9 protein-coding genes and 1 other annotated feature are annotated in these 12,909 nt (G+C 42.2%); of the genes, 8 read left to right on the top strand and 1 reads right to left on the bottom strand.

Features of this window, described 5'->3' with window-relative positions:
• Positions 1-75: 75 nt before the first annotated feature.
• The 6 genes from H8S51_RS01360 (at position 76) to H8S51_RS01385 (ending at position 8,485) form a co-directional block, all read left to right on the top strand.
• Positions 76-1,563, top strand: a complete 1,488-nt coding sequence (locus tag H8S51_RS01360; RefSeq protein ID WP_186900091.1) for a bifunctional metallophosphatase/5'-nucleotidase — start codon at positions 76-78, stop codon at positions 1,561-1,563.
• 49 nt (positions 1,564-1,612) lie between these two features.
• Positions 1,613-1,821 (top strand) — a binding site (T-box leader).
• A gap of 54 nt (positions 1,822-1,875) precedes the next feature.
• Entirely contained in the window at positions 1,876-3,651 is a 1,776-nt protein-coding gene (gene thrS, locus H8S51_RS01365; RefSeq protein WP_186900090.1) for a threonine--tRNA ligase, read from the top strand.
• Between the two features lie 187 nt (positions 3,652-3,838).
• On the top strand, positions 3,839-5,239 hold the full coding sequence (locus H8S51_RS01370; RefSeq protein WP_241070838.1) for a methyl-accepting chemotaxis protein: 1,401 nt from the start codon (positions 3,839-3,841) through the stop codon (positions 5,237-5,239).
• Between the two features lie 137 nt (positions 5,240-5,376).
• The gene (locus tag H8S51_RS01375; protein ID WP_186900089.1) at positions 5,377-7,350 is read left to right on the top strand and encodes a bifunctional metallophosphatase/5'-nucleotidase; all 1,974 of its coding nucleotides are present in this window, start codon (positions 5,377-5,379) and stop codon (positions 7,348-7,350) included.
• A 13-nt stretch (positions 7,351-7,363) separates the two neighbouring features.
• Entirely contained in the window at positions 7,364-8,155 is a 792-nt protein-coding gene (locus H8S51_RS01380) for a hypothetical protein (RefSeq protein WP_241070839.1), read from the top strand.
• 12 nt (positions 8,156-8,167) lie between these two features.
• On the top strand, positions 8,168-8,485 hold the full coding sequence (locus H8S51_RS01385; protein WP_117921633.1) for a hypothetical protein: 318 nt from the start codon (positions 8,168-8,170) through the stop codon (positions 8,483-8,485).
• A gap of 19 nt (positions 8,486-8,504) precedes the next feature.
• On the opposite strand, the gene H8S51_RS01390 is transcribed toward H8S51_RS01385, so the two are convergent.
• Positions 8,505-9,572 carry an LCP family protein gene (locus H8S51_RS01390; RefSeq protein ID WP_117921634.1) on the bottom strand — a complete coding sequence of 356 codons (1,068 nt, stop codon included), beginning with the start codon at positions 9,570-9,572 and terminating at the stop codon, positions 8,505-8,507.
• Between the two features lie 424 nt (positions 9,573-9,996).
• Between H8S51_RS01390 and H8S51_RS01395 the strand changes: the two genes are divergently transcribed.
• Together H8S51_RS01395 and H8S51_RS01400 are read left to right on the top strand one after the other, a co-directional pair.
• Positions 9,997-10,689, top strand: a complete 693-nt coding sequence (locus tag H8S51_RS01395; protein WP_117921636.1) for a response regulator transcription factor — start codon at positions 9,997-9,999, stop codon at positions 10,687-10,689.
• A 63-nt stretch (positions 10,690-10,752) separates the two neighbouring features.
• Positions 10,753-12,783 carry a sensor histidine kinase gene (locus tag H8S51_RS01400; RefSeq protein ID WP_117921638.1) on the top strand — a complete coding sequence of 677 codons (2,031 nt, stop codon included), beginning with the start codon at positions 10,753-10,755 and terminating at the stop codon, positions 12,781-12,783.
• The last annotated feature ends 126 nt before the right edge of the window (positions 12,784-12,909 follow it).

Consider the following 12,909-nt stretch of genomic DNA (forward strand, 5'->3'; position numbering starts at 1 on the left):
CCATATATGAAAGATTTTACGCACACAAATTTGAGTCGCATACTCAAATTTGCAGGTTATTGAAAGGGATAAAACATGCAGCAGAAAAAGTTAAAAGTTTATTTTACCTCAGATGTGCACGGATATTTTTATCCGACGACTTATGGGGATATGGATGTAAAACCGGTAGGACTTTTTGGCTGTGCGGCAGATTTTAACAAGGATGATGAGACACTCATCATAGATGGCGGAGATATTTTACAAGGCTCCGCCTTTGCTTATTACTGCCGTCAGGTTGCAAACTCTCCGGAAGTGATCGCAGATATTATGAACGACTGCGGATACGATTATTATACACTTGGCAATCATGACTTTAATTACGGACTAGATTATCAGGCGGCATATCGCAATAGAAATAACGGTGTATGTGTGTGCCAGAATATCATGGATGAGGAAGGAAACATCCTGTTTCCATGGAAACTTCATACGATGAAAAACGGATTGCGCATCGGTATCGCTGGTATTGTAACGGATTATGTAAACATCTGGGAAAAAGAAGAAAACTTAAAAGGAATCCATATTACAGATCCTTTTGAGGCAGCGAAGAGGGCACTTGCCCAGATGAAAGAGCAGACAGATCTTACGATCTGCATTTATCACGGAGGTTTTGAGTGTGATTTAGAAAGCGGAGCGGTGCTTTCTAAGACGACTGAAAATGTGGGTTACAGGATCTGTAAGGAACTGGATTTTGATATCTTACTGACCGGACATCAGCATATGTCTGTGCCTGGAAGAGAGCTGTTTGGAACTTATACAGTACAGCCATGTGATAATGCAAAAGAATATCAGTATCTGGAGGTCACCGTGACAGAGGATAAAAAGAGCATCAGGTCCGAATTGCGGCAGTCAGAGCCCACAAAGGGGGCTGGGCTTGCAGATAAATACCGTTCTACGGAAAATTCCGTGCAGGCATGGCTTAATCAGCCAATTGGTCATTTGAGCCGTGCAATCATGCCGGAAGAAAAGGTAAAAATGGCATTGTATGGCTCACCGATCGCCGATTTTTTAAACCGTATCCAGCTTCATTTTTCGGGAGCAATGTTATCGTCCGTCGGTCTGGCAAATGAAATCGCAGGTTTCCGCAGTGAAGTGAGCACACGCGATATCATAGCCACTTATCCATATCCGAATACACTTGTGGTCTGTGAGATCACGGGTGCACAGCTAAAGACAGTAATGGAGCGCAGTGCAGAATACTTTGCATATGATAACGAAGGAAATGTCTGTGTTTCCGACAGCTTCCTGGTTCCAAAGGTGGAACATTATAATTATGACTATTATATGGGTGTGGATTTTGAAATCAATCCAAAAAACCCGGTCGGAAGCAGGATCGTGGGGCTTTCAAGAGACGGAAAGCCGGTTTTAGATGAAGATAAATTTACATTATGCCTGAATAATTACCGTTACAGCGGTGCTGGTGGATATGATGTTTACACAGAATGTCCGCTGGTCAAAGAAATCAATGTGGAGATGGTGGAACTGATCATGGATTATTTCCACGAATATCCATATATTGAGGTGTGATGTATGAAAGAATAAACTTGACAGAATGCATTCTATGAAATAAAATCAAAGAAACGCATTGAAGAGAAGAGTACTGATCGGAAATTTTAAAGAGAGAGATACATTTTGGTGTGAGTATCTTAAAATGGAACTTCAGGAAGACCATCTCTGAGCGGCCCTAATCCGGTCCGGTGATTCCGTTATCATCAAAATGAGTGATTTTCCACATGGAGATAAACGGGGTGGAACCGCGGATAAAAATGTTTATTCGTCCCTTATACAGATACGTTGTCTGTATAAGGGACTTTTTAGTTTAGGAAAAGGAGATTAATCATGGTAGATTTTAAAGAAGACGAGAGACTGAATACGCTCAACCATTCCTGTGCACATGTGATGGCACAGGCAGTAAAACACTTATATCCGAACGCAAAGTTCTGGGTAGGACCTGTTGTAAAAGAAGGATTTTATTATGATATCGATCTTGGCGATACTGCTGTCAATGATGATGTGATCGCAGCGATCGAAAAAGAGATGAAAAAAGTCTGCAAAGAAGGTAAAAAGATTTACAGACGTGAGATCTCAAAAGCAGAAGCGTTAGAGCTTTTTAAAGATGATGAGTACAAACTTGACCTGATCGATGGCTTGGAGGATGGAAATATTTCCGTATACGATCAGGGCGATTTCACGGATCTCTGCCGTGGACCGCATGTTGACAATACCAAATTATGTAAAAACTTTAAACTGATCAAATATTCCGGTGTTTACTGGAAAGGTGATGCAAATAACCATGTAATGCAGCGTATCTACGGTGTATGTTTCCCGACTGCAGAAGAGTTAGAGGAGCATTTAAAACTCTTAGAGGAAGCAAAAGACCGTGATCACAGAAAGATCGGTAAAGAGATGCACCTGTTTATGTCTGACGATCTGGTTGGACGCGGACTTCCGATGTTCCTTCCAAAAGGATACACGGTATGGCAGGAACTTGAAAATTATATCAAAGCGAAAGAGCGCAAACTTGGTTATCTTCACGTTATGACACCTTGTGTTGGTACCGTAAATCTTTATAAAACTTCCGGTCACTGGGATCACTACAAAGAGAATATGTTCCCGGCAATGGAAATGGAGGGTGAATCTTTTGTACTCCGTCCGATGAACTGCCCGCATCACATGATGATCTATGCGAACAGAATGCATTCCTATAAAGATCTGCCGATCCGTATCGGCGAGATCGCACATGACTTCCGTTTTGAGGCAAGTGGAACCTTAAAAGGTATCGAGAGAGGAAGACATTTCTGTCAGAATGATGCCCATCTGTTTGTAACACCGGAGCAGATCGAATCTGAGTTTGCAAAAGTAGTAGAACTGATCTTTGATACTTACAAAGATTTCAATATCACAGATTACCGCTGTGTACTCTCCTTAAGAGATCCGGAAGATAAAGTCAAATACCATGATGACGATGAAATGTGGAACAACGCAGAGAATGCACTCCGTAAAGTGCTTGACGATATCGGTATCGAGTATACAGAAGAGATCGGCGAGGCTGCTTTCTACGGACCAAAACTTGACGTTAATGTAAAACCGGCGATCGGTAATGAGTATACACTTTCAACCTGCCAGTTAGACTTCTGTCTGCCGGCAAAATTCAACCTGTCTTATATTGACAGCGACGGAACCAAGAAAACACCGGTTGTTTTACACAGAGCGATTTTAGGTTCTCTCGATCGTTTCATGGCATACATTTTAGAGGAGACAAAAGGAAACCTGCCGTTATGGTTAGCTCCGGTTCAGGCTAAGATCCTTCCGGTCAAGAATGAGGATGAAGAACTTAACGCATATTCTCATGACTTATATAAGTATCTGGATGATAGCGGAATCCGTGTTGAGATCGATGAGAGAAACGAGAAACTCGGCTACCGTATCCGTGAAGCACAGATGGAGAAAGTGCCGTATCTGTTAGTGCTTGGTAAGAACGAAGCAGCTGACGGAACCGTAAGCTACAGACTGCATGGAGAGCAGAATTCCACCACAGTTTCCAAGGAAGATTTCCTTGCACTGTTAAAAGAGGATATCCGCACAAAGAAGATCAATCCTGCAGCATTAAAATAAACAGAAATATGAAAATGCGGTGTGTCCGGCAGGATGTGCCGCATTTTTTCAGTCAGACAGGAAACAAAAACCTGATAAATAAATTGTCAAAGATGTATATTGTAATCAAAATTAAATGATAGTAGAATGGTATTAATATAAAATCGTTTATGAGAATAAATCAGAAAGAACAAAGGAGGATATTGATGTGACCCTAAGTGGAAAAGTATCATTAAAGGTAAAAATGACGATTCTGATTATTGAGATTTTAATAATCGGATTATATGGAGTAGTTGTCGGAGCAAAAAATATGGGTACTATCCGTAATGATGCGATCACCAGCATGGAAGAATATGTAAGTGAGGAACACCCGGAATATTCCCAGGAAGAAATACAACAGGAACTGCAGCCGATATTGCAGAAAATGCAGCAGGAAAAGAAAGCAAAACAGGATCAGTTTTTCTATTTTATGGTTATTATGTGTATACTCACGGATATATGGGTACTGTATCTTACATTCGACATTACATTAGGCGTCAAAAGATCTGCGCTGTTTGCCGAAAAAATGGGACAGGGCGATTTTACGCAGCGTGTGGAGGAAAAATACCTGAAACGTGAAGATGAGATCGGTATTCTTGCACGCAGCATTCGTAACATTCATCACAATATGAGACATCTGATCGGCTATGTACAGCGCGAAGCGGATACATTGGATGAAACGGTTGGAACAGCAGAGGCGGCACTGACAAAACTTGCGGACGAGATCGACAGTGTATCTGGTATCACGCAGGAACTTGCAGCCGGAAATCAGGAGACCGCAGCAGCTGCACAGGAAGTGAATACGATGTCCGGAGAGATTGAGGAAGCTGCAAAAGGAATTGCAGAGCATGCACAGGAGGGAAACGGAAAAGTTGACGAGATCCATACCAGAGCGGCTGATACGAAACAAAAGATCAGTGCAAGCCGTGCAAATATCAGGAAAGTGCATGGGGAAATCAATGACAGCTTATCGGAAGCACTTGAAAATGCAAAAGTCGTGGAGCAGATCGGTGTTCTTGCGGAGTCCATCATGGGAATCACTTCTCAGACAAATCTGCTGGCTTTGAATGCATCAATTGAAGCCGCAAGAGCCGGAGAGGCGGGAAAAGGATTTGCAGTTGTTGCAGATGAGATCCGTAATCTTGCGGAGCAGTCGGCGAGCACGGTCGGGAATATCCAGGAAGTGACAGAGCGTGTCCAGACAGCAGTTGCAAGACTGACCACAGATGCAAAACGTCTGTTAGAGTTTGTGGGAGGAGACGTCACGGAGAGTTTTGATGATTTTGAAAAAATGGCAGATGATTATAATGAAGATGCAAACTATGTTGAAGAACTTGTAACGGATTTCAGCGCGGCATCCGAACAGCTTTTAGCTTCGGTCAGCGGAGTGGTTGCAAACATTCAGGAGGTAACGAAAGCTGCAAATGATGGTGCGGCAAGTACCGGAAGCATTGCAGAGCGTGTTACCAATGTTGATAGACAGGCAGAAGATATGCGTGAACTGATGAAACAGACGCAGGAGGCATCTTTGATGTTGAGGAAGGACACAAAGAAATTTACGGTTGCATAGACAGGATCAATCTATTGTAAAAAATATTTTGGATAAAGTAAAAATTAGGACTGCACCACCATTTACTAATTTTAAAAGTTCAAGTAAAATATAAGTAAAAAAAGCAAAATTATGCTTTGTAAGACAGGGAGACTTATATGTTACGGGAAAAGATCAAAAATTGGAAAATGGGACTGGCTGCAGTCCTTGTTTTTGTTCTGGTTTTGGGAATGATGGGGATGTCCGGCAGTGTGAAGGCGGCAGACCAGACGGACTCTAAAATGATTGATATCATGTTTGTGCATGATACACATTCCCATCTGAACAGTTTTTCAACGGTAGTGGACGAAAAACAGGAAATGATCGGCGGGTTCGCAAGGATCAAGACGCTGATCGATGAACAAAAGGAGAAAAATCCGGATACATTAGTAGTGGATGGTGGAGATTTTTCCATGGGAACGCTGGTGCAGACCGTTTTTGAGACACAGGCGGCAGAGATTCGGATGTTAGGGGCACTGGGCTGCGAGGCGACAACACTTGGCAACCATGAATTTGATTATCGTTCAAAGGGACTTGCTAAGATGCTTGAAACCGCGGCGGAAAGCGGAGATACCGTGCCGGAGCTTCTTGTCTGTAATATCAACTGGGATGCCATGGAACAGCAGGGACTCTCAGAAGGACAGCAGCAGATCCGTGATGCATTTACGGAATACGGTACGAAAGATTATGTGATGGTGCAAAAGGGCGATGTCCGGGTGGCGCTGCTTGGCGTATTCGGAAAAGATGCACTGGCATGTGCACCGACCTGTGAACTGCAGTTTACGGATCCGGTGGAAGCAGTAAAAAAGACTGTAGCTGAAATTAAGAAAAACGAAGATGCGGATATTATCATCTGTCTTTCCCATAGTGGAACTTCAGAAGATGAGTCAAAGTCAGAGGATGAAATTCTTGCAAAAAAAGTGCCGGATCTGGATGTGATCATCAGTGGACATACGCATACAAAACTGGAGGAGCCGATTGTACATGGGGATACCTATATCGTTTCCGCAGGGGAATATGGCAAGTACTTAGGTTCCTTATCGCTGGAACAAAAGGATGATGGGCGATGGGGCATGAAAGAATATCAACTTACTCCGATCGAGACAGATATTGCGGAAGATGCTGCAACACAGGAAGAAATCAATTCTTTTATGGCGACGGTGGATACCGATTATCTGGCACAGTTTGGGTTTACGAGAGAACAGGTACTTGCGGAAAATGATGTAGCATTTGACAGCCTGGAGGATCTCTACAACATCCATACCGAGCATAATCTGGGGGATCTCATCGCAGATGCCTATGCTTATGCGGTCACAAACAGTACGGATTATAATGGCACTCCCGTGGATGTGGCGATCGCGCCGAGTGGAACGATCCGTGATACCTATACAAAAGGAAACATTACGGTGGAGGATGTGTTTAATTCGTTTTCACTTGGAATCGGTGCGGACGGTGTGCCGGGGTATCCGCTGATCGAAGCATATCTGACAGGAAAAGAGTTAAAAACTGTGGCAGAAATCGACGCATCCGTGTCTGATCTGATGACATCTGCACGTTTGTATATGTACGGTTTGCAGTTTACTTACAACCCGCATCGTATGATCTTAAACCGTGTTACCGATGTGTATCTGCTGGATGCAGATGGCAATCGCAGGGAGTTAGAAGATGATAAAATGTATCGCGTGGTGGCAGATCTTTACAGTGGGCAGATGCTGTCTGCGGTGACGAAAACATCGTATGGACTGTTGTCTGTTGTGCCGAAAAAGGCAGATGGAACACCGATTGAAAATTTTGAAGATGTGATTTTGACAGATAATGGCGGGGAATTAAAGGCATGGACGGCGATCGCACATTATATGGAGTCGTTTCCGGATGAAAATGGAGATGGAATTGCGGATATTCCACAATATTATGCCGGATTGCATGAAAGAAAAGTGGTAGATGATTCGTCTGATCTCATAAAATTAATAAAAAATCCGAATAAATATGCCGTCATGATCGCAGGAATCGTATTGATCGCTATTTTACTGGTTGTTTTGCTGATACGGTTAGTGTTAAAATTAGTAAAATATCGAACAGGAAAAAGTTTATAGGTTATTGAAAGGCATGGTTATTAACATGAGTGCGCAGGACAGAACAGAAGAAATTTTAAGACAGATGCATATACTGCTTGCAGGCAGTGAGTCTTATGACGGTATTGGCAGTAAAATTATCCTTGATAAAAAAAGAATGTTAGAACTGCTTGCTGAGTTAAATAAGGCTATCTATGCCATGATGGATGAGTACGAACTGACGACACAGGGGAAAGACCGTGCCAGACGCGAGGCAGCGAAGATTGGGGAAGATATCTTAAAAGATGCCAGTGGAAAAGCAGAGGATGTGTATGCTGCGTCCGTTATGTATACAAATGAGGCATTGCGTCATGTGCAGGAGATCATGCAAAGGGCGACAGATGCCATGCAGGAGATTTATAAGGATGCCAATGAAAAGCTCCAGAAAGAAAAAGATATTGTAAGGCGTGATCAGTCAGATCTGAAAGGGCATCTGCAGAATCTTGCCGATACGGATAAATATTTAAATTTGATTGAGGATCGCAACCGTGAGATTGAGAAGGAAAGAGCGAAAGAAAAGGGTGAGATGGAGCCATCCCCTTATACTGCGGTCAAACCGGAGATCAGAATCAATCAGGAGTATTTTGAAAAAGCGGGAATTGTGTCGGAAAATGAACAGGTGGAAGAAATTCCGGAAGATACCCGGGAGGAAAGTACTCCGAAAGCGGAAGTAAATGTAAATGTCAATCTGGATGCTGAGTATTTTCACTGGAAAGAGGGCGAAGAACATTCCGGTGAAAAGAAGCCGGAAAAACATTCTTTTTTTTCAAGACATCATAAAGATTAAAAGGAGAACGTGATGTTAGAAAAGCAGGAGAAAAAAGAATCTCACAAAAAATGGGAAAATCTATATGTTTTTACGGGACGGAAAAGTGACCTGACAACGATGATTTCCATTGCAGTCATAAATCCGATGATCCTGTATGTTTTTATCGGGTATGTGGCAGGCAAAAAGATCAGCCTGTCAGCGTTGTTTCTTATTATTGACGGAGTATTGTTTTTACAATGGGGACTGCTGGTAAAAAGACGCAAAAGAAAGCTGGAGATGCCAATACAGGGAGAGGCAGAACGAATGGATGCCATCAGGAAAAAAATAGATGAACTGGATAATGACTGACAAACAGAGGGAGACAGCCTTAATGGCCGTCTCCCTGTTTATATCCTGTATTGGAAATGATCTGCTGACTGTTAGAAAGCACGGTTGCAGATGGTGTGTAATTGTTATCATCAAATAAGAACTGATGTAATTGTGTGACGTTAGAGGCAAGATCACATGGAATAACAACATCACCGATCTTATCGTATTTGTGTGTTGTTTTTTCATATGGAAAACCGGTTGTATCGCCAATGTTATAACTGAAAATTTTTGCAGCAAGGGCAAGCAGATCCGTGTTAGAAAAACTTGTCTGAATATCTCCGAAAGCTGCGTTGATCAGTTTGTTGAGTGTCAGAATATTGGATTTCTGGGCTTTTTGCATCATTGCAGTTAAAACGGTACGCTGACGTTCTGTTCTGCGGTAGTCATCACCGCCACCATAACGGATTCTTGCGTAGGCACATGCCTGTACACCATCTAAGGTGTAAGTTCCACCGGAAGCCGGTGGGGTGGAATTGTGGCCGGTCAGCTCATTTAACTCTCTCATATAACCGGTCATCAGGCTTGCCTCATCGTCTGTGATCGTGATATCCACACCGCCTAAAAGGTCGACACATTCGATGATCGCATTAAAATCGACAGTTACATAATCTGTGATTGCAAGGTCAAGATTTGTATTCAGCATGGAGAGTGCCTGTTCCGGGCCGCCTTTTGCGTATGCTGCATTACATTTCTGATAAGTACCGCTGCCAGTATCTAAATAAGAATCGCGGTAGACGGATACCAGATTGATCGTATGCTGTTTTGTATCAATGTTCGCTAACATGATGACATCGCTGTTTCCCTTGGAGAGACTGCCATTGGAACGATTGTCAAGTCCGAAGAGAGCGATCGTTTTGTAATGAGCCATCGATTCTTTTGTCTCATCGGAGAGGTCATCATTGATGGAGACATCGTTCATGTCTAACTTATTTTTTTCAATTTTAGATAATTTGGTTGTGATAAAAAGGGCAATGGCGAGGAGCAGAATGATCACAAACTCCAGAATAAGGAGCATGATCTTTTTCTGCTTCCTGCTTTTGCCTGCAGTGTGCACATTTTTTTTCATAAGAATCCTCCATTCCTGCGCTGTCTTTTTAATAAAAACAACGTTTTTATTTGCATATCAAGTTTGTGCGTAAGCACAAATCTTGCGTGTGAAAAATGTATTTTTTCACACTATCCTCCATTTTGTGTAAAACTCTTTGTATTTACAGGAAGGATGTGGAAAAGTCACGGACTTCCTGTCTATACCTGTGTGGGTACGAAAGATATCATAAGGCGGTTGTACTTTTAATGCAATAAAGTATTTCTTAAATTTGAGGTAAATTTCTTAAATTAAATTAAGAAATGTGGGAAATACTGCATATGCAGCAGCAATTTAAAGGAATATTAAGAAATCCGCTCTATAACAATTTAAACTTTCCTGTTAAAATAAATGTAAAATCTGGTGTAATACTTAAAGTAAGACACAAAAAGAAGCGGAGGTTCTTATGCAGACAATTTTAGTGTGTGATGATGATAAGGAAATCGTAGAGGCGATCGAGATATATTTACAGCAGGAAGGATACCATATTTTAAAGGCGTATGACGGTGAGGAAGCATTGGAAATCTTAAAAGAGAATGAGGTTCATCTTCTGATCATGGATGTGATGATGCCGCGCCTTGACGGAATCCGTGCAACTTTAAAGATACGTGAGGAAAGCAGTATCCCGATCATTATTTTATCCGCAAAAACGGAGGATGCAGATAAGATTTTAGGTCTTAATATAGGTGCAGATGATTATGTGGAGAAACCGTTTAATCCTCTCGAACTGGTAGCAAGGGTCAAATCGCAGTTAAGACGTTATACCCAGCTTGGAAATGCGGCAGAAAACAGCGCATCTGTGTATACAGTGGGAGGATTGTCGATCAATGATGACTTAAAAGAAGTTACGGTGGATGGCGAAGTTGTAAAACTCACACCGATCGAGTATAACATTCTTCTGCTTTTAGTCAAAAATCAGGGAAAGGTATTTTCTATTAACCAGATTTATGAGAGCATCTGGAATGAGGATGCGATCGGGGCAGATAATACGGTTGCAGTGCATATCCGGCATATTCGTGAAAAAATCGAGATCAACCCAAAGGAGCCGCGTTATTTAAAGGTTGTGTGGGGTGTTGGATATAAGATTGAAAAGAACTGATTCTGGGGAGATTCCGTGCGCTGGTATATAGAATAAGACCCTGCACGGAGATGGAGACTTCATATGGAAAAAAAATCATACACATATGGCAGTAAGTTAGCAGGCATGATCCTGCATCTGTTTTTTACGGTAATCCTCACGATCGCCGTATATCTTCTGGCATCGTTGATCAGTAAAAATATTCTGCAGGTAACGGATATCGGAACAGATGATTTTTTTAATTCCGGATACTATACAAAATGTATGGAGCAGAAATGCAGTGAACTGACCGATTACCTTCATCTGTTACAAAAAGGTGATAAGCGGAGTGCGGAGGACGATAAGCGTTATCTGCAGTATACAAATGAGTTTAAGCGTGAAGACACCAATTTCTGTTACTGGTATAAACAGAATGGGGTGTGGTATACCAACCAGCCGGATTCAGTGGAAGGTCAGGAGTTTGATACACAGACCGTTCTCATGGAGGCAAAGACCATGGGAGATTATCTGCTCTATGATATGGAGAAAAAGGAATTTGGCACCGATATCCGCGGCATGGAAAATTATTTTTTTGGCAGTTACAACAATCAGATGTATCTGCCGTTAGAAAATGTGGTGCTTGTGATCGGGGTGGATACGGATCTGACGGCAAAAGATGATCTGTATGATGCCGAGGTGGAATATGTAAGACTGCATCCGTGGATCAAAGTCAGTATCGTTGCGGCATTGGTCAGTCTGATGGGATGGGTGTTAAGTCTTGTATATCTGACACTTGCGACCGGACACAGGGATGGAGAAGAAGGAGTTCATCTTAATTTTATCGACCGGATAAAAACGGAGATCGTGACCGCCGTTTTTATTGCAGCAACCAGTGAACTTATCATGCTTTTGTCCCATGTAAATAATAAAACATGGAATGTATCAGGACTTCTTGTTGCATCGGGAACGGTCAGTCTCTTAATTGATGTTCTGTTTCTTATTTTTTACCTGAGTATGGTACGCCGGATGAAGGCGGAAGTGATGTGGGAAAACAGTCTTGCATGCTGGCTTGTAAGGGGAATGGATAAGTTCTTTGAGAAGAGGACGGTAACGGTACGTGTGCTTGTTGTCTTTGCAGTTCACATGATCGTCTGTTTTGTGCTTGCCATGGGAGCATTTTATTACCACCAGGTGATCTGTCTGGTGCTGCTTCTGATCTTCAGCGGAATGGAGGCATATGCGCTGCTTCGGTCTGCGGTTGAGCATTATCAGGTGTATGAGGGTGTGGAGAAAATTACAGAAGGTGTGTTAAGCAATAAGATTGACACAGAAGGGCTGCATGGAGAAGATAAAAAACTTGCAGAGGCGATCAACAATATCGGCAGCGGTCTTTTACATGCGGTGGATGACAGTACGAAAAACGAGCGTATGAAAGCAGATCTGATCACGAATGTTTCACATGATATTAAAACACCGTTAACCTCCATTATTAATTATGTTAACCTGATTAAACTTGAACAGATTGATAATGAGCGAGTGAATGGCTATATCAGGATCTTAGATGCCAAGTCACAGCGATTAAAGCAGCTTACCGAAGATCTGGTCGAGACATCACGTATTACGTCCGGAAATGTCAAACTGGATATGCAAAAGATAGATCTGGTGGAACTCATTTATCAGACCGCAGGTGAATTTAACGAAAAATTTGAGGCAAAAGAGCTGACGATCGTTACAAAACTTCCGAAAACGGAAGTAATGATCCGTGCGGACGGCAGACAGCTGTACCGTGTGATCGAAAACCTTTATAATAATGTTGCAAAATATGCATTGGAAAAAACCAGAGTTTATGTGGATGTGCATGTGCTTGAGGAAAAAGTGACATTTTCCATTAAAAATGTATCGGAGCGTTCACTTGCACTGGAAAACAGCAATGCGGGAGATCTGACAGAGCGTTTTATCCGTGGGGATGCTTCAAGGACAACGGAAGGAAGCGGACTTGGACTTTCCATTGCAAAAAGCCTGACACAGCTTATGGGAGGAATCTTTTTTATCGGCGTGGACGGGGATCTGTTCAAGGCATCGATCACGTTCCCGCTTTACAGAGAAACACAGCAGGAAAATGATATAGATGAATAAGATAGCTGCCGCCAGACAGCAATCTGTACTTTCAAATGCTTTCGGTTTAACGTGTAAAAGTACTTGATTTTTATTCATGCTGTCTATATAATTCAAGATAATAGAAAAATGGGCAAAAGAATGGAG

The sequence above is a fragment of the Roseburia rectibacter genome (assembly GCF_014287515.2).
GTDB lineage: Bacteria > Bacillota > Clostridia > Lachnospirales > Lachnospiraceae > Roseburia > Roseburia rectibacter.

Bases quoted from the DNA above. Each gene is read 5' to 3' on its own strand.
- H8S51_RS01385 (WP_117921633.1), top strand. From the start codon at position 8,168: ATGTTAGAAAAGCAGGAGAAAAAAGAATCTCACAAAAAATGGGAAAAT.
- H8S51_RS01400 (WP_117921638.1), top strand. From the start codon at position 10,753: ATGGAAAAAAAATCATACACATATGGCAGTAAGTTAGCAGGCATGATC.
- thrS (WP_186900090.1), top strand. From the start codon at position 1,876: ATGGTAGATTTTAAAGAAGACGAGAGACTGAATACGCTCAACCATTCC.
- H8S51_RS01395 (WP_117921636.1), top strand. From the start codon at position 9,997: ATGCAGACAATTTTAGTGTGTGATGATGATAAGGAAATCGTAGAGGCG.
- H8S51_RS01360 (WP_186900091.1), top strand. From the start codon at position 76: ATGCAGCAGAAAAAGTTAAAAGTTTATTTTACCTCAGATGTGCACGGA.
- H8S51_RS01380 (WP_241070839.1), top strand. From the start codon at position 7,364: ATGGTTATTAACATGAGTGCGCAGGACAGAACAGAAGAAATTTTAAGA.
- H8S51_RS01375 (WP_186900089.1), top strand. From the start codon at position 5,377: ATGTTACGGGAAAAGATCAAAAATTGGAAAATGGGACTGGCTGCAGTC.
- H8S51_RS01390 (WP_117921634.1), bottom strand. From the start codon at position 9,572: ATGAAAAAAAATGTGCACACTGCAGGCAAAAGCAGGAAGCAGAAAAAG.